Origin of the sequence: Leptothrix sp. (in: b-proteobacteria) (assembly GCF_965250675.1) — a bacterium.
Classification (GTDB): Bacteria; Pseudomonadota; Gammaproteobacteria; order Burkholderiales; family Burkholderiaceae_C; genus Sphaerotilus.
Map to the genome: position 1 here is coordinate 1 of NZ_CBDFPH010000006.1, position 22092 is coordinate 22092.

The 22092-nt window shown below is 68.6% G+C and carries 22 protein-coding genes and 1 pseudogene; 13 read left to right on the plus strand and 10 right to left on the minus strand.

From position 1 onward, the window contains the following. Positions 1–12: 12 nt before the first annotated feature. Both cheD and AC5IG3_RS07565 read left to right on the plus strand, forming a co-directional pair. Positions 13–622 (plus strand): annotated as a pseudogene (gene cheD, locus AC5IG3_RS07560) (chemoreceptor glutamine deamidase CheD). A 20-nt stretch (positions 623–642) separates the two neighbouring features. Next, positions 643–1797 carry a protein-glutamate methylesterase/protein-glutamine glutaminase gene (locus tag AC5IG3_RS07565; RefSeq protein WP_491905686.1) on the plus strand — a complete coding sequence of 385 codons (1155 nt, stop codon included), beginning with the start codon at positions 643–645 and terminating at the stop codon, positions 1795–1797. On the opposite strand, the gene hemW is transcribed toward AC5IG3_RS07565, so the two are convergent. The 5 genes from hemW to AC5IG3_RS07590 form a co-directional block, all read right to left on the minus strand. Continuing rightward, complete coding sequence (hemW, locus tag AC5IG3_RS07570; RefSeq protein WP_491905687.1) at positions 1798–3015, minus strand: radical SAM family heme chaperone HemW; 1218 nt, start codon at positions 3013–3015, stop codon at positions 1798–1800. It lies immediately after the preceding gene. Continuing rightward, complete coding sequence (gene rdgB, locus AC5IG3_RS07575) at positions 3008–3658, minus strand: RdgB/HAM1 family non-canonical purine NTP pyrophosphatase (RefSeq protein WP_491905688.1); 651 nt, start codon at positions 3656–3658, stop codon at positions 3008–3010. The genes hemW and rdgB overlap by 8 nt, the downstream gene beginning before the upstream one ends. Before the next feature lie 3 nt (positions 3659–3661). After that, complete coding sequence (gene rph / locus AC5IG3_RS07580) at positions 3662–4399, minus strand: ribonuclease PH (protein WP_491905689.1); 738 nt, start codon at positions 4397–4399, stop codon at positions 3662–3664. Between the two features lie 121 nt (positions 4400–4520). Next, positions 4521–5435 carry a PP2C family protein-serine/threonine phosphatase gene (locus AC5IG3_RS07585; protein ID WP_491905690.1) on the minus strand — a complete coding sequence of 305 codons (915 nt, stop codon included), beginning with the start codon at positions 5433–5435 and terminating at the stop codon, positions 4521–4523. Between the two features lie 20 nt (positions 5436–5455). Further along, positions 5456–6424, minus strand: coding sequence for a serine/threonine protein kinase (locus AC5IG3_RS07590; protein ID WP_491905691.1), 969 nt, complete (start codon positions 6422–6424; stop codon positions 5456–5458). 28 nt (positions 6425–6452) lie between these two features. Between AC5IG3_RS07590 and AC5IG3_RS07595 the strand changes: the two genes are divergently transcribed. After that, the gene (locus AC5IG3_RS07595) at positions 6453–7376 is read left to right on the plus strand and encodes a YicC/YloC family endoribonuclease (RefSeq protein WP_491905692.1); all 924 of its coding nucleotides are present in this window, start codon (positions 6453–6455) and stop codon (positions 7374–7376) included. 3 nt (positions 7377–7379) lie between these two features. Here the strand turns inward: AC5IG3_RS07595 and kynU are convergent, their stop codons facing one another. Both kynU and AC5IG3_RS07605 read right to left on the minus strand, forming a co-directional pair. Further along, entirely contained in the window at positions 7380–8663 is a 1284-nt protein-coding gene (kynU, locus tag AC5IG3_RS07600; RefSeq protein WP_491905693.1) for a kynureninase, read from the minus strand. A gap of 14 nt (positions 8664–8677) precedes the next feature. Then, positions 8678–9565, minus strand: coding sequence for an alpha/beta hydrolase (locus tag AC5IG3_RS07605; protein WP_491905694.1), 888 nt, complete (start codon positions 9563–9565; stop codon positions 8678–8680). A gap of 98 nt (positions 9566–9663) precedes the next feature. On the opposite strand from AC5IG3_RS07605, the gene gmk reads away from it, so the two are divergent. From gmk to AC5IG3_RS07620, 3 genes are all read left to right on the plus strand, one after another. Further along, complete coding sequence (gmk, locus tag AC5IG3_RS07610) at positions 9664–10284, plus strand: guanylate kinase (RefSeq protein ID WP_491905695.1); 621 nt, start codon at positions 9664–9666, stop codon at positions 10282–10284. A gap of 9 nt (positions 10285–10293) precedes the next feature. Further along, positions 10294–10497: a DNA-directed RNA polymerase subunit omega gene (rpoZ, locus tag AC5IG3_RS07615; protein WP_491905696.1), complete on the plus strand. Its 204-nt coding sequence runs from the start codon at positions 10294–10296 to the stop codon at positions 10495–10497. A 134-nt stretch (positions 10498–10631) separates the two neighbouring features. Then, positions 10632–12980, plus strand: a complete 2349-nt coding sequence (locus tag AC5IG3_RS07620; RefSeq protein WP_491905697.1) for a RelA/SpoT family protein — start codon at positions 10632–10634, stop codon at positions 12978–12980. Positions 12981–12997: 17 nt separating this feature from the next. On the opposite strand, the gene greB is transcribed toward AC5IG3_RS07620, so the two are convergent. After that, positions 12998–13573, minus strand: a complete 576-nt coding sequence (gene greB / locus AC5IG3_RS07625) for a transcription elongation factor GreB (RefSeq protein ID WP_491905698.1) — start codon at positions 13571–13573, stop codon at positions 12998–13000. Between the two features lie 232 nt (positions 13574–13805). On the opposite strand from greB, the gene AC5IG3_RS07630 reads away from it, so the two are divergent. The 5 genes from AC5IG3_RS07630 to AC5IG3_RS07650 all read left to right on the plus strand — a co-directional run bounded on the left by AC5IG3_RS07630 (position 13806) and on the right by AC5IG3_RS07650 (position 18031). After that, entirely contained in the window at positions 13806–14414 is a 609-nt protein-coding gene (locus tag AC5IG3_RS07630) for an excisionase family DNA-binding protein (RefSeq protein WP_491905699.1), read from the plus strand. 142 nt (positions 14415–14556) lie between these two features. Further along, a complete protein-coding gene (locus AC5IG3_RS07635; RefSeq protein ID WP_491905700.1) occupies positions 14557–14940 on the plus strand; it encodes a response regulator transcription factor in 384 nt (127 codons plus the stop codon). Positions 14941–14969: 29 nt separating this feature from the next. Beyond that, positions 14970–15869 carry a hypothetical protein gene (locus AC5IG3_RS07640; RefSeq protein WP_491905701.1) on the plus strand — a complete coding sequence of 300 codons (900 nt, stop codon included), beginning with the start codon at positions 14970–14972 and terminating at the stop codon, positions 15867–15869. A gap of 96 nt (positions 15870–15965) precedes the next feature. After that, entirely contained in the window at positions 15966–16673 is a 708-nt protein-coding gene (locus tag AC5IG3_RS07645; protein WP_491905702.1) for a response regulator, read from the plus strand. Next, positions 16670–18031, plus strand: a complete 1362-nt coding sequence (locus AC5IG3_RS07650) for a sensor histidine kinase (RefSeq protein WP_491905703.1) — start codon at positions 16670–16672, stop codon at positions 18029–18031. The genes AC5IG3_RS07645 and AC5IG3_RS07650 overlap by 4 nt, the downstream gene beginning before the upstream one ends. Here the strand turns inward: AC5IG3_RS07650 and AC5IG3_RS07655 are convergent. Then, positions 18012–18458: a DUF3717 domain-containing protein gene (locus AC5IG3_RS07655; RefSeq protein ID WP_491905704.1), complete on the minus strand. Its 447-nt coding sequence runs from the start codon at positions 18456–18458 to the stop codon at positions 18012–18014. The genes AC5IG3_RS07650 and AC5IG3_RS07655 overlap by 20 nt on opposite strands. 19 nt (positions 18459–18477) lie before the next feature. Next, complete coding sequence (locus tag AC5IG3_RS07660) at positions 18478–19800, minus strand: tryptophan--tRNA ligase (RefSeq protein ID WP_491905705.1); 1323 nt, start codon at positions 19798–19800, stop codon at positions 18478–18480. A 152-nt stretch (positions 19801–19952) separates the two neighbouring features. Between AC5IG3_RS07660 and purN the strand changes: the two genes are divergently transcribed. Both purN and AC5IG3_RS07670 read left to right on the plus strand, forming a co-directional pair. Next, positions 19953–20582 (plus strand): phosphoribosylglycinamide formyltransferase, encoded by a 630-nt coding sequence (gene purN / locus AC5IG3_RS07665; RefSeq protein ID WP_491905706.1) that lies wholly within the window; start codon positions 19953–19955, stop codon positions 20580–20582. Positions 20583–20648: 66 nt separating this feature from the next. Then, on the plus strand, positions 20649–21905 hold the full coding sequence (locus AC5IG3_RS07670; protein WP_491905707.1) for an RsmB/NOP family class I SAM-dependent RNA methyltransferase: 1257 nt from the start codon (positions 20649–20651) through the stop codon (positions 21903–21905). Positions 21906–22092 lie beyond the last annotated feature (187 nt).

Here is a 22092-nt window from a genome sequence, read left to right on the forward strand (position 1 = left end):
CGCAGCCCGCGCATCGCCCAGTTGCGCGCGCAGGCCCGCAAGCCCGGCGAAGCCTCGTTCTTCTACTACGACGCCTTCTTCAAGGCCGACGCCGTCAAGGTGCTGCCGGGCGAGTACTTCGTGCATGACGAGGACGTGCTGATCATGACCACGCTCGGCTCCTGCATTGCCGCCTGCCTGTGGGACCGGGTGGCACGCGTGGGTGGCATGAACCACTTCATGCTGCCGGACGTGGGCTCGGGCATGGTCGACGGCGGCCGTACGGCTCCTACGCGATGGAATTGCTCATCAACGAACTGCAGAAGCGCGGCGCCACGCGTGCCACCTTGGAGGCCAAGGTGTTTGGCGGCGGTGCGGTCATCAGCGGCATGAACACGCTCAACGTGGGCGAGCGCAACACCAAGTTCGTGCTCGACTACCTGCAGACCGAGCGCATTCCGGTCGTCTCCAAGGACGTGATGGAAATCTACCCGCGCAAGGTCTGCTTCTTTCCGGCCAGCGGCAAGGCCATGGTCAAGCGGCTGGCGCCGTCGAGCCCGGACGTCATGCTGGCGACCGACCGCGACGCGGCCCAAAAAGCCCGCGCCACCAGCAGCGCTGGCGCAGCGTCGATCTGTTCTAAAAAGAAGAAGGGAAAAGCCGATGCCAAAAATCACGGTCCTGGTGGTCGACGATTCGGCCCTGGTGCGCAGCCTGCTCACCGAAATCATCAACCGCCAGCCCGACATGGTCTGTGTCGGCGCGGCCAGCGATCCGTTCGTGGCGCGCGAAATGATCCGCAGCCTCAATCCGGACGTGATCACGCTCGACGTCGAGATGCCGCGCATGGACGGGCTCGATTTCCTCGCCAAGCTCATGCGCCTGCGGCCCATGCCGGTGGTGATGGTGTCGACGCTGACCGAGCGCGGCGCCGAGGTCACCTTGAAGGCGCTGGAATTGGGCGCGATCGACTTCGTCGCCAAGCCCAAGATCGGTATCGCCGACGGTCTGAAGCAGCTGGCGCAGGACATCACCGACAAGGTGCGTATCGCCGCGCGCGCGCAAATCACACGCCATACCAGTCATGACGTGGCACCGCCGCCGCCCAGCCGCGTCAGCGAAATGCTGGCCGAGGCGCACGCGGCCACTGCTACAGGTGCAGCCCGGCCGGCTGTGCGGCCGGCAGCCCCGGTCCACTCGGCCCCGCTCGGCCGGGTGTCGACCGAAAAGCTCATCTTCATCGGCGCCTCCACCGGCGGCACCGAGGCCACGCGCGAGGTGCTGGTCACGCTGCCGCCCGACTCGCCCGCCATCCTCATCACCCAGCACATGCCGGCCGGCTTCACCCGCAGCTACGCGGCGCGGCTGAATTCGCTCTGCCGCATTGCGGTGAATGAAGCGACCGACGGCGAGCGCATCCTGCCCGGGCACGCCTACCTGGCGCCGGGTGGCCTGCATCTGTCGGTGGAACGCTCGGGCGCCAACTACATCGCCCGCGTGCGCGACGGCGAGCCGGTCAACCGCCACAAACCGTCGGTCGAGGTGCTGTTCCAGTCCGCCGCCCGCGTGGCCGGCCGCAACGCCATCGGCGTGATGCTGACCGGCATGGGGGCCGACGGCGCCCGCGCCATGAAGGAAATGCGCGACGCCGGCGCCTATTGCGTGGCGCAGGACGAGGCCAGCTGCGTCGTCTTCGGCATGCCGCGCGAAGCCATCAACGCCGGGGCCTGCCACGAGGTCCTGCCGGTCAAGAAAATCGGCGCCCACCTGATGGAGCACCTGCGCAGCACGGCAGGCGCCTCACTCAACCGGGTGTGATCAGCGCAAGAACAGGCCCTGCAGGTCGCTCAGGAAATCAAACCCGCGCGCGCTCGGCCGCAGGTGGTGCAGGTCGCGCTCGATCAGCCCGCGTTGTTCGGCCTCGCGCAGCGCCGGTTCGATGCTGGAAATCGGTAGTCCGGTGCGGTCGCGGAACAGCGCCAGCTCGAAGCCTTCGCGCAGGCGCAGCGTGTTGAGCATGAACTCGAAGGCCAGCGCGTCGCGCTTGACCTCTTCCTCGTTCGACACAGCCTTGCCCGGCTCGCCTGACAGCGCGTGCTGCATGTACGCCGCCGGCTCGCGCCAGCGTACCTGGCGCAGCACGCGGTGCGGAAACGTCAGCTTGCTGTGCGCACCGGCACCGATGCCCAGATAGTCGCCAAACTGCCAGTAGTTGAGGTTGTGGGTGCAGCGGTGGCCGGGTTGGGCGTAGGCCGAGACCTCGTAGCGGTCCATGCCCAGTTCACCCGTCAAGGCGGTGATCTGGTCGAGCATTTCGGCCGCCAGGTCATCGTCGGGCAGGTTCCGCGGCGGCTGCACCGCAAAGCGCGTGTTCGGCTCGATGGTCAGGTGGTAGACCGACAGGTGCGGCGGCTGCAGCGCCAGCGCGGTGCGCAGGTCGGCCTCGGCCTGCGCCAGCGTCTGGCCGGGCAGGGCGTACATCAGGTCGAGGTTGAAGGTCTCGAACGCGTCCGCCGCTTCTTCGGCTGCGGCCAGCGCCTGGTCGCGGCTGTGCACGCGGCCGAGTGCCTTCAACTGAGCGTCGTCGAAGCTCTGCACGCCGATCGACAGCCGTGTGACGCCGGCGCCGCGAAAGGCGCGGAAGCGCTCGCGCTCGAAGGTACCGGGGTTGGCCTCCAGCGTGATCTCGCAGCCCGGCGCTACCGGCAGCAGCGTGCGGATGTCGCTGAGCATGCGCTCGATGCCCTCGGGCGAAAACAAGCTGGGCGTGCCGCCGCCAATGAAGATGCTCTGCACGCTGCGGCCCCAGACCAGCGGCAGCGCGGCCTCCAGGTCGGCGCGCAGCGCCTGCAGGTAGCGGGCTTCGGGCAGTTCACCGCCGGTGGCCTTGCCGGGAATCTCGTGGCTGTTGAAGTCGCAGTACGGGCACTTCTTCAGGCACCACGGCAAGTGCACATAGAGCGACAGCGGCGGCGGCGCGCCGAGCTGCAGGGTGCCGGGGCGCAGGAAACGGTCGGCGGCGCGGGGGTCAAGCATGGTGATCGGGCGTCTTCAGGTGCCAGACCTCGCGCATCAGCGCGAGCATCTGCTGCGCGGCCAGCGCGCGGTGGCTGTGGGCGTTCTTGACGTCGGCGGGCAGCGCGGCGGCGGTCGCGCCCAGGGTGGGGACGAACATCAGCGGGTCGTAGCCGAAGCCGCCCTGGCCGTGCGGCGCGGCCAGGATCTCGCCCTCCCAGCGGCCGAAGGTGATCAGCGGCTCGGGATCGTCGGCCGAGCGTAGCGCGACCAGCGCGCAGACGAAGCGGGCGCGGCGGTCGGCCTGGCCTTGCAGCGCGTCGAGCAGGCGGGCGTTGTTGGCAGCGTCCTGCCGGGCGCGGTGGGCTTCGCGGTCGAGCGCGGGGTTGATCTCGATGGACGCGTAATGCGCCGAATAGACCCCCGGCGCGCCGCCCAGCGCATCGACGCACAGGCCCGAGTCATCGGCCATGGCCGGCCCGCCGCTGGCCTGCGCGGCGTGGCGGGCCTTGGCGAGCGCGTTCTCGATGAAGGTGTGGTGCGGCTCCTCCGCCTCGGGGATGCCCAGGCTGCCCTGGCTGACCAGTTCGAGCGCCAGCGGGCTGAACAAGGCGTTCAGTTCCTTGAGCTTCTTGACGTTGTTGGAAGCCAGCACCAGGCGCATGGTTCAGGCCTCGGCAGGGTTGTCGAACGCGGCGCGCTGCGCGGCAATCAGCTGGCCGATGCCGGCCTCGGCCAGTTGCAGCAGGCGCGTCATCTCGGCGTGGCTGAAGGGCGCGCCTTCGGCCGTGCCTTGGACTTCGACGAAGCCGCCGGCGCCGGTCATGACCACGTTCATGTCGGTGTCGCAGGCCGAGTCTTCGACGTATTCCAGGTCCAGCAGCGGCGTGCCGGCCAGGATGCCGACCGAGATGGCAGCGACGTGGTCGCGGATCGGGCTGGCCTTGAGCTTGCCCTGCGCGATCAGCCCGTTGACGGCGTCCTGCGCGGCCACGAAGGCGCCGGTGATGGCGGCGGTGCGGGTGCCGCCGTCGGCCTGCAGCACGTCGCAGTCGATCAGGATGCTGCGCTCGCCCAAGGCGGCCAGGTCGAACACGCAGCGCAGCGAGCGGCCGATCAGGCGCTGGATCTCCTGCGTGCGGCCGCTCTGCTTGCCCTTGGCCGCTTCACGCGCGCTGCGGGTGTGGGTGGCGCGCGGCAGCATGCCGTATTCGGCCGTGACCCAGCCCTCGCCCGAGCCCTTCTTGTGCGGCGGCACTTTCTCTTCGACCGAGGCGGTGCACAGCACCTTGGTGTCACCGAACTCGATCAGCACCGAGCCTTCGGCGTGCTTGGTGTAGTGGCGGGTGATGCGCACCGGGCGCAGGGCATCGGCGGCGCGGCCGAGGGGGCGGGATGAGGTCATGGTGGGCTTTCGGGAATGCATGAAAAAAAGAAGGCCGACCTGCGCGGGGCGGGCCAGCCGGTCATGGGGTGGTGGCGTCGATCGCGGGTCAGGCAGGCATCAGGTGCGCATCAAACGCAGATCAAACACGTTTCTGGGCGCTGCGCCGGATGGCTTCGTTGATCTCGCGGATCGAGCGTTCGATCTCGTCGTCATCGAGCAGGTCGTCCGCAACGCCGGGGCCGACGCCGGCCTGGATGGTCGAGGCGAAGGCGTCGTCGCCCACGGCTTCTGCGGCTTCGCCGGGGTGGGGCGCCTCATCCTCGGCGGATTCCCATTCGACCGCGATCACGGTGACGTTGTCGCTCTTGGCACCGGCAATCTGCAGCGCGAGTTCGACCAGGTTGGGCGCGGACTCGGTGATCGGCTGGCGGGCCAGGTGCTCGGTGATGGCCGGGTCTTCGACGCTGCCCCACAGGCCGTCGGAGCAGAGCAGGAAGCGGTCGCCGGGCTGCAGCAGCGTCGGGCCGACGATGTCGATCACCGGCTTGCCCGGGCTGCCCAGGCAGGTGAACAGCACGTTGCGGTTGACGGGGGTGCCCAGCGGCACCAGGCCGGCCAGGGTTTCCTGCAGCTCGGAATAGGAGTGGTCGCGCGTGCGCGCCATGAGCTTGCCGTCGCGCACCAGATAGAGCCGCGAGTCGCCGCAGTGCGCCCAGTAGGCCTCGCGCCCCTGCAGCACGCAGGCGACCAGCGTGGTACGCGGGGTGTCGAGCAGTGCTTTCTCGGTGGCGTAGCGGATCAGGTCGTGGTGGCCGGCCAGGATGGCGTCGGTCAGGAAGCGCTTCACGTCCGGCAGCACCGGCTTGGCCTGCTGCTGGAACATCGCGGCCAGGGTCTGCAGCGACATCTGCGAGGCGACTTCGCCCTCAGGGTGGCCGCCCATGCCGTCGGCCAGCGCGAACAGGCCCGACTCCCGCGTGTAGCAATAGCCCATGCGGTCTTCGTTCTTTTCGCGCCCGCCACGGCGGCTGATTTGGTAAACCGAGAAACGCATGGGGAATCTTGCTCAGGTACTCAGGCCTTGGCGCCGTTCTTGATGTTTTCCAGCTGGAGCTTGAGGCGCTCGCTGAAGCTGAGCTTGGTATAGCGGCGCTCGGTCTCGCGGGCGAGTTCCTTCTGCAGCGCGAACACGCTCTGCGGACGCGCTAGCGGGTCGATCGCCATGCACCATTCGGTCACTTCGATCAGGTTGTCGGAGTAGACGTTGCGCAGGCGGGACAGCGACAGGTTGAGGCGGTCCTTTTCCATGCGCTGCGGCGAATCGTTGGGCGGGTAGCCCTGCATGCAGGCGTAGATGCAGGCGCCGATGGCGTAGATGTCGGTCCACGGCCCCAGGCTGCCGTCGCGGCGGTACATCTCGGGTGCGGCAAAGCCGGGCGTGTACATCGGGCGGATGAAGTTGCCTTCCTTGGAAAGCACCTCGCGTGCAGCGCCAAAGTCCAGCATCACCGCCTTGTTGTCGTTGGTGATGAAGATGTTGGCCGGCTTGATGTCCAGGTGCAGCATCTTGTGCTGGTGCACGATGCGCAGGCCGCGCAGGATTTCGTCGAACAGGCTGCGGATGGTGGATTCGCGGAAGACCTTGTCGCGCTTCAAGTCGCGCGCGGTGACGATGAAATCCTGCAGCGTGTCGCCCTGCAGGTAGTTCATCACCATGTAGACGGTTTCGTTCTCGCGGAAGAAGTTGAGCACGCTCACCACGCTCGGGTGGCTGATCTGCGCCAGCGAGCGGCCTTCTTCGAAGAAGCTTTTCAGGCCCAGCCGGTAGAGCGGCTGCTTTTCGGGCTTGACCTTGGGGATCAGCTCGCCGGTCTGGCGCTCGGCCAGGGACGAGGGCAGGTATTCCTTGAGGGCCACCAGACGCCGTTCCGGGTCTTCGGCCAGGTACACGACACCGAAGCCGCCCGCAGCCAGCTTCCGGACGATCTGATAGCCGCCCACCACGATGCCCGGAGACAGCGGGGCGGGTTTTGGCTTTGACATAATCGTGATTTAGTTGGGCAGATTTCCTATGTCAGTTTACAGCATGACCGGCTACGCCAGCGCCACCGCCGGCGCTCAGGATGTCTCCTCGGGCGAGTCCGTGGGCAGCGCGCCTCGCCCCGGTGCCGTCACGATTGAATTGCGTTCGGTCAACAGCCGTTTCCTGGACCTGGTGTTGCGCTTGCCGGACGAATTCCGCGCGCTGGAGCCCGGTCTGCGCGAGCTGGTCAGCGCCGGCCTGCGCCGCGGCAAGGTCGAGCTGCGCCTCAGCAGCGAGCGCGGTGGCGATGCCGCAGCGGTGATGCCGCAGCCCGACCAGCTCCACACGCTGGCGCGCCTGGAAGGCACGATCCAGAACTGGCTGCCCAAGGCTGCGCCCATGAGCGTCAACGAGGCGCTGCAGTGGTGCCGCGCCAGCGCGCCGCCGGTGGTGCTGGATGACGCCGCGCTGGCCGCCGCGCGCCTGTGCATCGAGCGTTTGCGCGAAGCCCGCGCCCGCGAAGGCGCGCGCCTGGTCGCCATCCTGATGGACCGCGTCGACCACCTGCGCGTGCTGGCCGAGCAGGCCAGGCCGCTGGTGCCGCAGGTCGTGGCGCGCCAGCAGCAGCGTTTTCTGGAGCGCTGGAACGAGGCCCTGGCCGCCGTGGGCGCCAACCAGTCGGTGCCGTCGCAGGCGCTGACCGAGCGTGCCATGTCCGAGGCGGTGACGTTCGCGATCCGCATCGACGTGGCCGAGGAACTGGCGCGGCTCGGCTCGCACCTCGACGAAATCACCCGCCTGCTCAAGGCCGGTGGCGAGGTCGGCAAGCGGCTCGATTTCCTGATCCAGGAACTGCACCGCGAAGCCAATACGCTGGGCTCCAAGTCCGCCGCGCTGGAGTTGACCCAGATCGCGGTCGAGATGAAGGTCGCGATCGAGCAACTGCGCGAACAGGTGCAGAACCTGGAGTGACCGTCAGGTCACGGCGGCGTGCTGGTTGAAGCGCGGCTGGCGCCACTCGCCGCTCTGCAGCACCTGCACCAGTTGCTCGACGGCTTCCCACACGTCGGCGTGGCTCAGGTAGAGCGGCGTGAAGCCGAAGCGCAGGATGCCCGGCGCGCGGTAGTCGCCCACCACGCCGCGCGCGATCAGCGCCTGCACGATGGCGTAGGCGCCTTCCTCGCGCCACAGGCTGACCTGGCTGCCGCGCGGTGTGGCGGCCTGCACCTGCAGGCCGTGGCCGGCGCAGCGCTGCTCGACCAGTTGGATGAACAGCCCGGTCAGCGCAAGCGACTTCTGCTGCAGCGCGGCCATGCCGCCCAGCGGCTCGGCCGCCAGCACGGTGTCCACGCCGCATTCGAGCGCGCTCATGCCGATCACCGACGGCGTGCCGCATACAAAGCGCGCCACGCCGCCGGCGGGTTGGTAGTCCGGGGTGAACGCAAACGGTGCGGCATGGCCCAGCCAGCCTGACAGCGGCTGCCAGAGCCGCTCGGCATCCATGCGCGCGGCGTGGCGCGGGTGCAGCCAGACGAAGGCCGGCGCACCCGGCCCGCCATTCAGATACTTGTAGCCGCAGCCCACCGCAAAGTCGGCGGCCTGATCGGCCACGCCGCCACCATGCAGGTCGACCGGCAGCGCGCCAGCCGAATGCGCCAGGTCCCACACCACCAACGCGCCGGCGGCGTGCGCGGCGGCGTTGAGCGCGGCCATGTCGTGCAGCCGGCCGGTGCGGTAGTGCACCTGCGTGAGCATCAGCACGGCCAGTTCGTCGTTGAGGTGGGCGGCGATCTCATCGCCCTCGACCAGCCGCAACTCGCAGCCGTGCTGGCGCGCCAGGCTTTCGGCGATGTAGAGGTCGGTGGGAAAGTTGTCGCGCTCGCTGACGATGACGCGGCGCTGCGGCGCGCCGGCCCGCGCCAGCATCAGCGCCACGCTCAGCACCTTGTAGAGGTTGATCGAGGTCGAATCCGCCGCGATCACCTCGCCCGGCCCGGCGCCGATCAGCCGGCCGATCTTGTTGCCCACGCGCTGCGGCAGCGTGATCCAGCCGGCCTTGTTCCAGCTCTGGATCAGGTCCGCGCCCCATTCTTCGCGGATGACCTGCTGCACCCGGCCGGCGGTGGCGCGGGGCAGGGCGCCCAGCGAGTTGCCGTCGAGGTAGATCGTGCCGGCGGGCAACTCGAACAGGTCGCGCAGCGGCGCGAGGCGGTCTTGCTGGTCGAGCGTCAGGCAATCGGCGCGGGTGATGGCTTGCATGCGGTGCTCTCGGTTCAATGGGCGGGGGTCAAGGATTTTTTCAACCACTGGCACAGCGCGCTGTCAGGCTGCTCAAAGCCGTGGATGGCCGAGAGGTGGTGTGCGCCGGGCTGGGCCAACTGCTCGCTGGAGTTGCCGGCCTGCTGCCAGGCGGCGGCGAAGTCGGTCGACTGGCGGGCGAATTCGCTCGACTCGTCAGCGCCCCAGGTCACCAGCGCGGGCGTGGCGCAGGGGCGCACGGTGAACTGCGGCGAGTTGCGCCGGATCACGCCGTCGTCCAGCTGGATCATCGGCTGCAGGTAGCTGTAGCGCAGCGGCGCGAGGTCGTAGACGCCGCTGACCAGCACGGCGGCGGCGAGCGGATCGTCGGCCAGACCGTAGTCGCGCGCCCAGGGCGTCTGCAGGCACATCGCGCTCAGGTGGGCGCCAGCGGAATGGCCGCCGATGGCGACGCGGCGCGGGTCGCCGCCGTGGTGGGCGATGTGGCGCAGCACCCAGGCAACCGATGCGCGCGCCTGGCGCACGATCTCGTCGAGGCTGACGGTGGGGCAGAGCGCGTAGTTCACCACCACCGTCGTGATGCCCAGCGGCTGCAGGCCGAGTACGACGCAGCTGAACTCCTTGGACGACAGCGCGCGCCAGTAGCCGCCGTGCAGAAAGACGAACACCGGCGCGCCGGGCTGCGCAGCGGGGAAGATGTCGAGCGTTTCCGCCCGCGTCGGGCCGTAGGGCACGTCGAGCACGCAGGGCCGTTGCGCGCGGGCCTGCTGGCTGCGCTCGACGTAGTGGCGCGCCTCGGCTGCCGCGTCGGCCAGGGCCGCGCTGGGGTTGTACTGCGTGTCGATCTGCGCCTGGGTCTGGAAGTCGCGGTAGAGGGTGAACGGAGCGTAAGACGGTGGCATCACGAGAGGTGTCTCCTGGGCTGGGGCGCAACAGCCGAAAAAAGCCGCAAAAGCCGACTGCTAGACTTTTGTCCTGCGGATTTTGAGCGAAAGCGATCATGGAGTTTCCCGGTAATTTGTATGTGGTGGCCGCTCCTTCGGGCGCGGGCAAGTCGAGCCTGGTCAAGGCCTTGCTGGAGCTGGACGCCAAGCTGGCGGTGTCGATCTCGCACACCACGCGCGCACCGCGCGGCCAGGAGCAGAACGGGCGCGAATACTGTTTCGTCAGCCCGGAGACGTTCCGGGCCATGGTCGACCAGGGCGATTTCTTCGAGTGGGCGGAGGTGCACGGCAACCTCTACGGCACCTCGCGCGCAGCCATCGAGGCGCGCCTGCAGGCCGGCGAGGACGTGGTGCTGGAGATCGACTACCAGGGCGCTCTGCAGATCAAGCAGCTGTTCCCGACGGCGGTGCTGATCTTCATCCTGCCGCCGTCGTGGGCCGAACTGCGCCAGCGCCTGCTGCGCCGCGGCGAGGACGCGGCCGAGGTGATCGAGCAGCGCATGGTCAACGCGCGTGACGAGGTGGCGCAGGCGCCGCACTTCGATTACATCGTCATCAACGCGCTGTTCGAGACCGCGCTGTTCGACCTCAAAGCCATCGTGCATGCGCAGCGTCTAAAATACGTGGTTCAGCGTCACAGCCGGTCGGCTGTGTTCGACGCGCTTCAACTCCCTTGAGAAAAATCCATGGCCCGCATTACCGTTGAAGATTGCCTGAAGAAGATCCCGAACCGTTTCCAGTTGGTGCTGGCTGCAACCTACCGCGCCCGCATGCTGAGCCAGGGCCACGCGCCCAAGGTCGAGACCAAGAACAAGCCTGGCGTGACCGCGCTGCGCGAGATCGCGGCTGGCGAAGTCGGCATTGAAATGCTGCGCAAGGTGCCGGGCTGATTCAGCGCCTGAACGGGGGCGGGCCTTGCGGGCTCGTCCCTTTCCAGGGTTTTGGCAGGGCGCGCAGCGCCTGAAGCCGAGCCAGGCGTTAGAGTGTCACCATGGTCTCTCGAACCGCTGACGTCTTGCGCCGCATGTTTTTTCCGCCTTGGGGCCATCGCCCGGAAGGCTCCCGCCTGACCGAACCCAAATCGCCCGCCACGCCGGGTGAGGGCAAAGTCCAGGGCCACAACGGTCACGGCCGCCCGCCCACGCCACCTCACCGCGAGGCCGTGCCCGGGGCGCACAGCGCCAGTGCCGCTTCATTTGCCGCGCTGACCGGCAAGCTTGATTACCTCGACGAAGGCGATGTGCGCCGCGTGCGCGAGGCCTACCGCTTCGCCGACGAGGCGCACCTGGGCCAGTTCCGCGCCAGCGGCGAGCCCTACATCACCCATCCGATCGCAGTCGCCGGCCTGTGCGCCGACTGGAAGCTCGACGCCCAGGCCATCATGGCCGCGCTGATGCACGACGCGATGGAAGATTGCGGCATCACCAAGTCCGAGCTGGTCGAGCGCTTCGGCTCGGCCACGGCTGAGTTGGTCGACGGCCTCACCAAGCTCGACAAGCTGCAGTTCAGCACGCGCGAGGAATCGCAGGCCGAGTCCTTCCGCAAGATGCTGCTGGCGATGGCACGTGATGTGCGCGTCATCCTCATCAAGCTGGCCGACCGCCTGCACAACATGCGCACCATGGGCGCGATGGCCGCCAACAAGCGCGGCCGCATCGCGCGTGAGACGCTGGAAATCTTCGCGCCCATCGCCCACCGGCTGGGCCTGAACCAGACGTATCGCGAGTTGCAGGAGCTGTCCTTCAGCTACCTGCAGCCCTGGCGCCACGCGGCGCTGTCCAAGGCGGTGAGCCGCGCGCGGGGTCACCGGCGCGATGTGGTCGAGCGCGTGCAGGAACAGGTCGAGGCTGCGCTCGGCCAGGCGGCGGTGCCGGCCCAGGTCTACGGCCGCGAGAAGACCATCCATTCGATCTACACCAAGATGAAGGACAAGCACCTGAGCTTTGCGCAGGTGAGCGACATCTTCGGTTTCCGGCTGGTGGTCAACACCCTGCCCGAGTGCTACCTGGCGCTGGGCGTGCTGCACCAGCTCTACAAGCCGGTGCCGGGGCGTTTCAAGGACTACATCGCCATCCCCAAGGCCAACGGCTACCAGAGCCTGCACACCACGGTGGTCAGTCCGGTGGGCACGGCCGTCGAGTTCCAGATCCGCACCGCCGCGATGCACGCGGTGGCCGAGGCCGGCATTGCCGCGCACTGGATGTACAAGGACAAGACCGGCCACGATGCCCCCGACGCGCAGCGCCTGGGCAATATGTGGCTGCAGTCGCTGATCGACATTCAAAGCGAGACGCGCGACTCGGCCGAGTTCCTGGAGCACGTCAAGATCGACCTGTTCCCCGAGTCGGTCTACGTCTTCACGCCCAAGAGCCGCATCCTGGCGCTGCCGCGCGGCGCGACGGCGGTGGACTTCGCCTACGCCATCCACTCGCGGGTGGGTGACCACTGCGTGGCCGCGCGCGTCAACAGCGAGCCGGTGGCGCTGCGCACCGAACTGCGCTCGGGCGACGTGGTCGAGATCGTCACCTCGCCGTCGGCGCGGCCCAACCCGGCGTGGCTGAACTTCGTGCGCACCGGCCGGGCGCGCTCCAAGATCCGCCATTACCTGAAGAACATGGAGGCCGAGGAGTCCTACGAACTCGGCCAGAAACTGCTGGCGCAGGCCTTGCGCGCTGAAGGCCTGCAGTTGCCGGCCATCGATGACGACGCCGATGCCAGCGACACCGCCCTGTGGCAGAACCTGGTGCGCTGGAGTGGCAACCGCAACCGGCGCGAGCTGATGGTCGACATTGGCCTGGGCCGCAAGATTTCCACCATCGTGGCCAAGCGTCTGGCGCGCCACATGGTCGAACACGGTGAGCGCCCCGACGCCCTGACCCTGAGCGCCGGCCGCTATGCCATCGACAGCGACGCCCCGACCCAGGGCACCGTGGTGATCGACGGCAGCGAGAACGCCACCATGCGGCTGGGCACCTGCTGCCGGCCGATTCCGGGCGACGCCATCGTCGGTTACCTGGGCCGGGGCGAAGGCCTGACGGTGCACACCAGCGACTGCTCGGTTGCCAAGCGCCAGTTCGAGCGCGACAGCGAGCGCTGGCTGGACGTCGAGTGGGCCGATCATCCGCAACGCCAGTTCCAGACCGCCGTGTCGGTGCTGGTCAAGAACGGCAAGGGCGTGCTGGCCGAGGTGGCGCAGGCGGTGAGTGCGGCCGAGGCCGACATCGCCCACATCGACATGGACAGCGTCCAGCACGACCAGACCAGCGAGCTGAAGCTGCTGCTGGCCGTGCGCGACCGCCAGCATCTGGCCGATGTGCTGCGCACCGTGCGGCGCTCGCCTGCGGTCGAGCGCGTGGCGCGCGTCAAGGGTTGAAGGTCAGGGGCTGAACTTCAGGCGCCGGGGGAGGCCGGTGCCGGGTAGCGCACCTCCAGCACCTCCAGCCGGTCGAGCCCGCCGGGTGTCATGAGTTGCACTTCGTCGCCCTCGCGCGCCTTGAGCAGGGCGCGGGCGATCGGCGCCACCCAGCTGACCTCGCCGTTGAGGTTGTCGGCCTCGTCGATGCCCTTGATGGTGATGGTGCGTTCCTCGCCGCGCCCGTTGACATAGCTGACCGTGGCGCCGAAGAAAATCTGGTCGCTGCCGTGGTGCAGCGCCGGGTCGACCACCTCGGCAATGTCGAGCCGCTTGGTCAGGAAGCGGATGCGGCGGTCGATCTCGCGCAGGCGCTTCTTGCCGTAGAGGTAGTCGCCGTTCTCCGAGCGATCGCCGTTCTTGGCCGCCCACGACACGATTTCCACGATGCGCGGCCGCTCCACATCGAGCAGGTCCATCAGTTCGGCCCGCAGGCGCTGCTCGCCCTGCGGCGTCATGTAGTTGCGGCTGCCGGCGGGCAGCGGCGGCAGGGCGCCGGGGCTGTCCTCGTCGTCATCGGCACCTTCGGGTTCGCGGGTGAATGCCTTGCTCATTTGAAATATTCGCTCCGGGAATGCGCGATTGGCGCTCTGGTGTGCAAAATGTCACAAGCTGTAAGTTCAAAGCCTTCAGTTCGGGGAGTGACAACCGAAAAAAACAGCAAGGCGCAGAAGTGGCCCCACTGCTCAAGCGCTGCAAACCATCTCCGGCCGATTCGGCCCTGTACCCTTGAAGAGGGCCTTTGCAATGTCACGTCCCCATTTTGCTCCCGACCCTGTCGATCCCTTGCTGACCACCCGTGAGGCGGCGATGCGCCTTGGCGTTTCGCTGCGCACCGTGCAGTTGTGGGTGGAAGCAGGCACCTTGCCCGCCGGCCGCACGCCGGGTGGCCACCGCCGCATCCGGCTGTCGGCGGTCGAGGCGCTGGCGCACCGCAGCGGCTTGCGTGCTTCAGCCCAGACGGTGGCGACCTTGCCGCCGGCCAACGGCCCGCTGGACGTGCTGCTGATCGCCGCCAGCATCGACCAGCTGCAGCACTGGCAAGAGGCGCTGCAGCCGCTCAACACCCAGATCTCGCTGCGCAGTGCCAACAACGGCTACACCGGCCTGCTGCAACTCGGTCGGCGCACGCCCGACCTGCTGGTCACCGATCTGGCCATGCCCGACATCGACGGCTACGCCATGCTCCTGACGCTGGCCAGCCTGCCCGACTACGCCGCCATGCGCGTGCTGGCGATCACGTCGCTGACGCCCCAGCACATTGCCGAGCGCGGCGGCCTGCCCGAGCGCGTTCGCGTGCTGCATCAGCCCGCACCGGCCCTGGCCGTGCGCAGCTGGGTCGAAGGCGAGATCATCCGCATGGGCCGTGGCTTCCATACCGGCCTGGCCGCCTGAAGACCTGACGCAAGGCGCGACCGATGTGGTGTTTCATGGCTGAAGCTGGGTCGGGAAGCCACGCTTGTTCTACCGAGCAAGCTGCGGACAGCCCGAATAACATCCGTCCTTTCAAGCATTGTCTTCAAGGGAGCTGGCCGCTGTGACTCACCGCATTCTGATCGTCGAGGACCAAGCCGACATTCGCAAGCTCATCCGCATGACGCTGGAATTCGGGGACTTCGAAATCCACGAGGCGCAGGACGGCGAGTCTGGCCTGGCGTTAGCGCACGCGATGCGGCCCCACGTGATGCTGCTCGACGTGATGATGCCGGGTGCGCTGGACGGCTATCAGGTCTGCCACCTCATCAAGCAGGACCCGGCGCTGCGCCAGATCCAGATCGTCATGCTGACCGCGCGCGGCCAGGCCACCGATCTGGCCGATGGCGAGAAGTCCGGCGCCGACGCCTATCTGGTCAAGCCCTTCAGCCCGCTGGAGTTGATCGACCGCGTCGAGTCGATGGTGGACGCCGAAGATCTGGATTGATGCGGTCTCCGCCGATCTGAAAGAGTGTCATGAACAATCCTTTTTCCTCGTCCGATGCCCTGTTTTCGGACGATACCGGCCCCGGCCTGAGTGCGGCGGAGCTGACGCAGGCGTTTCCCTTCTTCATCCAGATCGACGACCGCTGCCGTGTGCTGGCGCTCGGCCCCGGCCTGCGCGCGGCCAGTCCGGCCCTGCAGCCGGGCTTGCGCCTGGGCGTGCTGTTTTCGGTGCGCACCGCCACGGGCGTGGTGTCGCTGGATGAGGGCCTGGCCCAGTCGCCGCAGCGGCTGACGCTGGTGAGTTCTGTCGGCGCGAGCCTGCAGATGTCCGGCCCGGTGCTGTCGCAGTCGGGTGGCCTGCTGCTGCTGTTGACGCCCGATGCGGCCACGTCGGGCGAGTCGGCGGACAACGCAGCCGATGGCACGTCAAGCCCCGAGGGCGACGACTGGCGCGAACGCGCGCTCGCACTGGAGCGGGTGCTCGAACTCGCACCCGAAGGCGTGCTGCACTTCGACGCCCGTGGCCTGCTGAGCCACTGCAACGCCGCGCTGGAAGGTATTCTTGAAATGCCGCGCGACGAACTGCTGAGCCAGAGCCTGGACGAGGTCGACGCCGTGCTGCAGGCCTGCCTGGTGTCGCACCAGCGCGAGCCGGTGCTCATGCCGCTGCTGGGCCAGGCGCGCGATTTGCGCGCTGATGCCGAAGAGGTCTCCCGCCTGATCGAGCTGGTGCTGCCGCTGCGCAAGACCGTGCGCGTCAGCGCCCGCTGTGCCGCGCAGGGCGACGTGGTGTTCTATCTGGACGAGATCCGCAGCCTGGAATCGGTCCGTACGGACGCCCATGACGTGCCGCCGACCGAGCCGTTCATGCTGCCGGTGGCCGAGGCCGTGTTCGAGCTGATGCCGCTGCCGCAGGTGGTGATTTCCTGAATCTGGCGGCGTCAAGCCCAAGCTTCTCCAAGTTTCTTTACCTTCGCGCTACCTTCGCGCGACAGGCGCACCAGGTCTTGCGGGCATCATGAGGACATGAACCAGCATGTCCTGTTGATCGATGATGACGCGCGCCTGAGCACCATGGTGCGCGACTACCTGCAAGCCGCCGGCTACCTTGTCACCGTGGCGCCCGATCTGGCGCAAGGCCGCGTCCAGTTGCAGCGCACCAGCTTCGATGCCCTGGTGCTCGACCTGATGCTGCCCGACGGCGATGGCCTCGACCTGACGCGCGAGTTGCGCGCCGACTCCCGCCTGCGCCACCTGCCGCTGCTGATGCTGACCGCGCGCGGCGAGCCGATGGACCGCATCGTCGGCCTTGAAGTCGGCGCCGACGACTACCTGCCCAAACCCTTCGAGCCGCGCGAACTGCTGGCCCGCATCAAGGCCCTGCTGCGCCGCGCTGCGCCGCGCCACGATGACGACGTGCTGCGCTTCGGCCGGCTCGAAGTCGATGTGAACGCCCGCCAGGTCCGCATCGAAGGCCGCCCCTGCGACCTGACCAGCTACCAGTTCGACCTGCTGCTGGTGCTGGCGCAAAGCCCGGGCCGGGTGCTGTCGCGCGACCAGATCATGGACTCGCTCAAGGGCCATCCGATGGATGCGTTCGACCGCAGCATCGACGTGCACATCTCGCGCATCCGCGCTGCCATCGAGGACGACGCCAAGACGCCGCGCCGCATCCTGACGCTGCGCGGCGCCGGCTACGTGTTCGCGCGCAAGCAGGACGGCGAAAACCTGTGATCCGCAGCCTCTACCTGCGCATCTACCTGACGGTGGTGCTGGTGCTGCTGGTGTTCGCGCTGGTGGCCGGCGTGCTGGTGCGCAGCCACGCCGAGGCCGAGCGGGGCCGCATCGACGCCGCCATCAACGAGCGCGGCCTGGCCTGGGCCAGCCTGCTGGAGCAGAGCCTGCCCGCCGCCACCGAGCCCGACGCGGTGCAGGGCGCGGCGGTGCAGGACTGGTCGCGCCGCCTGCGCCTGCCGCTGGCGCTGGACGACGCGGCCGGCCGGCGCATCGTGGCCTCGGCCTTCTACCAGCGCCTGCTCGACCAGATGGGCACCGACGCCCAGTTCGCCCTGCGCGTGCCGTTGAGCGATGGCCGCTTCCTGTGGATCGGCCGACCACGCCGGCAGGAAGGCGGGCCGCCGCATCGGCCCGATGCCGCCGGCCCGGCATCCCGTGCGGACCTCAAGCCCTGGCGTTTCGGCCCCGGACGGCCCGTGCCGCCCTGGCTCGACGATGCGGGCGCGCTGCTGATCGTGCTGAGCGCCGTGTTCGTGGCGGTGGCCGCCGGCTCCTACCCGGTGGTGCGGCGCCTGACACGGCGGCTGGAGGCGCTGCAGCGCGGGGTCGAGACCTTTGGTGCCGGCGACCTGTCGCACCGGGTCGACGCCGAGGGCCGCGACGAGGTCGCCGTGCTGGCGCAGAGCTTCAACCGCGCCGCGCAGCAGGTCGAGGACCTGGTGCGCTCCAACCGCTCGCTGCTGGCCAACGCCAGCCATGAACTGCGCTCGCCGCTGGCGCGACTCAAGATGGCAGTCGAGATGCTGGGCCTGGCTGCGCCCGAGCAGCGCGCCGCGCTCAAGGCCGAGATCGACCGCGACATCCGCGAGCTTGATGCGCTGGTCGAAGAGGTGCTGCTGGCCAGCCGGCTCGATGCCCGGACCGAAATCCAGGCCGAGCCGGTGGATCTGGTCGGCCTGCTGGCCGAAGAGGCCGCGCGCGTGGACGCCACGCTGGACGCGCCCGGCGACCTGCCGCTGCTGCACGGCGACGAGCGCCTGCTGCGGCGCGCCGTGCGCAATCTGCTGGAAAACGCCCGGCGCTACGGTGGCGATGAGGTCGAGGCCCAGTTGCAGCGCCAGGGCGATCGGCTGGAAGTGCGGATCTGTGACCGCGGCCCGGGCGTGCCGGCGGGTTTTGAGGAGCGGGTGTTCGAGCCCTTCTTCCGCCTGCCCGGCCATGCCGAATACGCCGGCGGCGTGGGCCTGGGGCTGTCGCTGGTGCGCCAGATCGTGCAGCGCCACGGCGGCGAGGTGCGCTGCCAGACCCGCGAGGGCGGCGGCAGCTGCTTTGCGCTCAGTCTGCCGTTGGCCTGAGGTCTGAGGCCGGCACGCCCGAGGCGCTGCGCACGCGCTCGGCATAGCGGTTGAAGCGCCAGGCCGTGCCTTCCTGGGTGATGCGGTGCCAGACCTCGCGCTTCTGCACCGGGCTCAGCCCCGGCCAGCGCTGCACCTCGTCGAAGCGGCGGCCACAGCCCTTGCAGGTGGCGTCGCCCTGGGTGGTCGAGCAGATGGCGATGCAGGGCGCGTCCGGCGTGGTGGCGTACCAGGCCAGCCAGGCGTCGCGGGCGTCGTCGGGCAGCGTGGCCTCGTCGCACTGGCTGCGGCGGTAATAGACCATCAGCGCATAGACCTCGGCCAGCGCCTGCAGCGGCTCGCTCAGCGCCATGCTGTCGGGCGTGGGCGTGCGGATGCGCCACCAGTTGATGGCGGCCTCGATGTCGGTGAGGTAGATGCCGGTCATGGGGGGCGCCGTCGACTGTTCAGGCCTGGCTGGCGGCCAGCAGCGCGGCCAAGGCCGCCAGCACGGTGTCGCGGCTGACGCCTTCAGCCAGGTCGACCCGCGCAGCGTCCAGCGCCGCATCCAGCGCCACGGCGCCTTCGGTCTTGAGGCGCTGCACCCAGCCGCCGGCGGCGCGGCCTTCGCTGAAGGCACGGCTTTGCAGCAGCAGGTGGCCGTCGGCGCGGGTCAGCTTGAAGTGGAACTGGCCGTCGGCCTCGCGGTATTGCTTGAACAGCGGCAGATCGGCGCTGTGCTTGGCCACCTTGGCCTGCTGAGCCGGCGCGTGCGCCTGCATGCGGCGCAGGCCGACGGCGTCGCGCAACTGCGCCAGCAGCGGCCCGGCGGTGGCGCGGGCCTTGGCAGCGCCGGCCAGCAGGATTTCTTCGATGTGTTCCGGGTGCGCCATCAGCTGCTCGTAGCGCGTGCGCATCGGTGCGACGCTGCGCTCGACCTGCTCCAGCAGCCGCTGCTTGGCGTCGCCCCAGCCCAGGCCGTCGCGCAGCGCCTGGCGGAAGGCGGCACGCTCGTCGGGCGTGGCGAAGGCATCGAAGATCGTCACCAGCGCCGAGCCTTCAGGGTCTTTCGGCTCGCCGGGCAGGCGCGAGTCGGTCACGATGTGGGCGATCGCTTCCTTCATGGCCCGGCTGCCACCCTCGAACAGCGGAATGGTGTTGTCGTAGCTCTTGCTCATCTTTCGGCCGTCCAGGCCGGGCAGGGTGGCGACGTCGTCCTCGATCTCGGCCTGCGGCAGCACGAACAGCTCGCGCCCGCCGCCGAACAGGTGGTTGAAGCGCTGCGCCACATCACGCGCCATCTCGATGTGCTGGACCTGGTCGCGCCCGACCGGCACGCGGTGGGCGTTGAAGATCAGGATGTCGGCCGCCATCAGGATCGGGTAGCAGTACAGGCCCATGGTGATGCCGGCGTCGATGTCTTCGCCCGCGGCCGCGTTGGCGTCCGCGGCGGCCTTGTAGGCGTGGGCGCGGTTCATCTGGCCCTTGGCGGTGACGCAGGTCAGCAGCCAGGTCAGCTCGGGGATTTCGGGGATGTCGCTCTGGCGGTAGAAGGTGACGCGCTCGGGATCGAGGCCGGCGGCGATCCAGCTGGCGGCGATCTCGATGCGTGAGCGCTCGATGCGCGCCGGGTCGTCGCACTTGATCAGCGCGTGGTAGTCGGCCAGGAAGAAGAAGCTCTCGACCCCGGCTTCGCGGCTGGCAGCAATGGCCGGGCGGATCGCGCCGACGTAGTTGCCCAGGTGCGGGGTGCCGGTGGTGGTGATGCCGGTGAGGACGCGGGATGACATGGTCGGTAGGGGCGGGTAGTTGACAGGCGGACTGGACAGGCGCACAGAGCGGTCATGCAGAGCGGTCATGCAGAGCGAGCGGCGCGATTGTAGGCAGCGGCCTCATGGCCTTGCAGCACCGCCCGGAGCCGCCTCGCTACACTCGCCCCCCCATGAAACGCATCGTGATCCTGATTTCCGGCGGCGGCTCCAACATGCGCGCCATCGCCTTGGCCTGCGTGGCCGAAGGCTGGCCGGCCGAGGTGGTCGCGGTGCTGAGCAACCGCGCCGACGCCGCCGGCCTGGCCTGGGCGCAGGCCCGGGGCATCGCCACCGGCGTGGTGTCGCACCGGGATTTCGCCGATCGCGCTGCGTTCGACGCTGCGCTGGCCGCCCAGATCGACCAGCACGCGCCGGACCTGGTCGTGCTGGCGGGTTTCATGCGCATCCTGACGCCGGGTTTTGTCGCGCATTACGCCGGCCGGTTGATCAACATACATCCGTCGCTGCTGCCGGCCTTCGCCGGGCTGCACACGCACCAGCGCGCCCTCGACGCGGGCTGCCAGTTTGCCGGCGCGACGGTGCACTTCGTCACGCCAGAGCTGGACCACGGCCCGATCGTGATTCAGGCCGCCGTGCCGGTGCAGCCCGACGATACTGCGGCGACACTGGCAGCCCGTGTGCTGCAAAGCGAACACCATATCTACCCGCGCGCGGTGCGCTGGTTCGTGCAAGGTCAGTTGCAGTTGGACGGCAACCGGGTGCACCAACTCGCAGGCGAGACGCAAAGCGTCTTCGGCTGACCTCTCCCCGCGCTCCTCGCCCTTGATCGCGCTGAACTCTGCGCCGAACCCAGAAAGAACACTTCCATGACCCCCAAAGCCCTGCTCGCCCTGTGCGACGAACTGCTGCACGAGGTACTGCGCTTTACGCAGCCGGCCGATTCGGTCGTCTCGGCCTTCTTCCGCCAGAACAAGGCGCTTGGCCACCGTGAACGCCAGACCCTGGCCGAGACCATCTACGCCGTGCTGCGCGAGAAGCTCAAGTGGCAGTACCTGGCCAAGACCGGCACCGGCTCGCTCGAGCGCCGCCTGTCGATGCTGGCCTGGCAGGGCAGCGAAGCCTATCTGCGCGCCGCCGCCACGCCCGACGAGCTGAAGTGGGTCTACTCCAGCCGCCTGGTCAGCATCGCCAAGCAGGGCGACAACCTGCGCCACAACCTGCCTGAGTGGCTGGCCACGCCGCTGCAGGCCGAGCTCGGCGAAGAGTTCTGGCCGCTGGTCGAGAGCCTCAACCAGCCCGCCAGCCTGAACCTGCGCGTCAACTCGCTCAAGGCCAAGCGCGACGTGGTGCAGGCCGCGCTTGCCGAAGAGGGCGTCTTCACCCAGCCGACGCCGTGGTCGCCGCTCGGCCTGCGCGCCAACGGCAAGCCCGCGCTCAACCTGAGCGCGACCTTCCTGCGCGGCGACGTCGAGGTGCAGGACGAAGGCAGCCAGCTGCTGGCGTTGCTGACCGAAGCCAAGCGCGGCGAGATGGTGGTCGACTTCTGCGCCGGCGCGGGCGGCAAGACGCTGGCGCTGGGCGCCATGATGCGCAACACCGGCCGGCTCTACGCCTTTGACGTGTCGGCGCACCGCCTGGCCGCGCTCAAGCCGCGCCTGGCGCGCAGCGGGCTCTCCAACGTCTATCCGGCCGGCATCTCGCACGAGCGCGACGAGCGCATCAAGCGCCTGGCCGGCAAGATCGACCGCGTGCTGGTCGACGCGCCGTGCTCCGGCATGGGCACGCTGCGCCGCAACCCGGACCTGAAGTGGCGCCAAAGCCCCAAGGCGGTCGAGGAACTGGTGGTCAAGCAGGCCGCCATCCTCGACAGCGCCGCGCGCCTGCTCAAGTCGGGCGGCCGGCTGGTCTACGCCACCTGCAGCCTGCTGCGCGCCGAGAACGAGGACATCGCCAATGCCTTCAGCGCCGCACATCCGGACTTCGAGCCGGTGGACGTGGCGCAGATCCTCGCGCGCCAGCAGGTCGCCGACGCCGAGCAGCTCACCCGCGACGGCTGCCTGCGCCTGTGGCCGCACCGCCACGGCACCGACGGCTTCTTCGCCGCCGTCTGGCAGCGCCGCTGAGCCCGATCCGGCCCGGGGCTGGATCCCGCTTCTCGCTTGATTTGCAGCAAACGCCCCGCATAAATCCGGCTCCGGGGCGGTTTCAGCCCTAAAAGCCGGGTTTGTGGGCGTGAATTCAGTGCCTCGAATTGCGGCATCGCCCCTACAATTGATTTCTCTGCTGATGACACACGGCTGTGCCTCCTTG

Excerpts from the sequence above, each read along its gene's own strand:
- AC5IG3_RS07670 (WP_491905707.1), top strand. The coding sequence starts at position 20,649 with ATGACCCCCAAAGCCCTGCTCGCCCTGTGCGACGAACTGCTGCACGAG.
- hemW (WP_491905687.1), bottom strand. The coding sequence starts at position 3,015 with ATGCTTGACCCCCGCGCCGCCGACCGTTTCCTGCGCCCCGGCACCCTG.
- AC5IG3_RS07565 (WP_491905686.1), top strand. The coding sequence starts at position 643 with ATGCCAAAAATCACGGTCCTGGTGGTCGACGATTCGGCCCTGGTGCGC.
- AC5IG3_RS07585 (WP_491905690.1), bottom strand. The coding sequence starts at position 5,435 with ATGCGTTTCTCGGTTTACCAAATCAGCCGCCGTGGCGGGCGCGAAAAG.
- AC5IG3_RS07595 (WP_491905692.1), top strand. The coding sequence starts at position 6,453 with ATGTCAGTTTACAGCATGACCGGCTACGCCAGCGCCACCGCCGGCGCT.
- greB (WP_491905698.1), bottom strand. The coding sequence starts at position 13,573 with ATGAGCAAGGCATTCACCCGCGAACCCGAAGGTGCCGATGACGACGAG.
- AC5IG3_RS07645 (WP_491905702.1), top strand. The coding sequence starts at position 15,966 with ATGAACCAGCATGTCCTGTTGATCGATGATGACGCGCGCCTGAGCACC.
- AC5IG3_RS07660 (WP_491905705.1), bottom strand. The coding sequence starts at position 19,800 with ATGTCATCCCGCGTCCTCACCGGCATCACCACCACCGGCACCCCGCAC.
- AC5IG3_RS07590 (WP_491905691.1), bottom strand. The coding sequence starts at position 6,424 with ATGTCAAAGCCAAAACCCGCCCCGCTGTCTCCGGGCATCGTGGTGGGC.
- AC5IG3_RS07640 (WP_491905701.1), top strand. The coding sequence starts at position 14,970 with ATGAACAATCCTTTTTCCTCGTCCGATGCCCTGTTTTCGGACGATACC.
- AC5IG3_RS07620 (WP_491905697.1), top strand. The coding sequence starts at position 10,632 with ATGTTTTTTCCGCCTTGGGGCCATCGCCCGGAAGGCTCCCGCCTGACC.
- kynU (WP_491905693.1), bottom strand. The coding sequence starts at position 8,663 with ATGCAAGCCATCACCCGCGCCGATTGCCTGACGCTCGACCAGCAAGAC.
- rph (WP_491905689.1), bottom strand. The coding sequence starts at position 4,399 with ATGACCTCATCCCGCCCCCTCGGCCGCGCCGCCGATGCCCTGCGCCCG.
- rpoZ (WP_491905696.1), top strand. The coding sequence starts at position 10,294 with ATGGCCCGCATTACCGTTGAAGATTGCCTGAAGAAGATCCCGAACCGT.
- gmk (WP_491905695.1), top strand. The coding sequence starts at position 9,664 with ATGGAGTTTCCCGGTAATTTGTATGTGGTGGCCGCTCCTTCGGGCGCG.
- rdgB (WP_491905688.1), bottom strand. The coding sequence starts at position 3,658 with ATGCGCCTGGTGCTGGCTTCCAACAACGTCAAGAAGCTCAAGGAACTG.
- AC5IG3_RS07605 (WP_491905694.1), bottom strand. The coding sequence starts at position 9,565 with ATGCCACCGTCTTACGCTCCGTTCACCCTCTACCGCGACTTCCAGACC.
- AC5IG3_RS07655 (WP_491905704.1), bottom strand. The coding sequence starts at position 18,458 with ATGACCGGCATCTACCTCACCGACATCGAGGCCGCCATCAACTGGTGG.
- purN (WP_491905706.1), top strand. The coding sequence starts at position 19,953 with ATGAAACGCATCGTGATCCTGATTTCCGGCGGCGGCTCCAACATGCGC.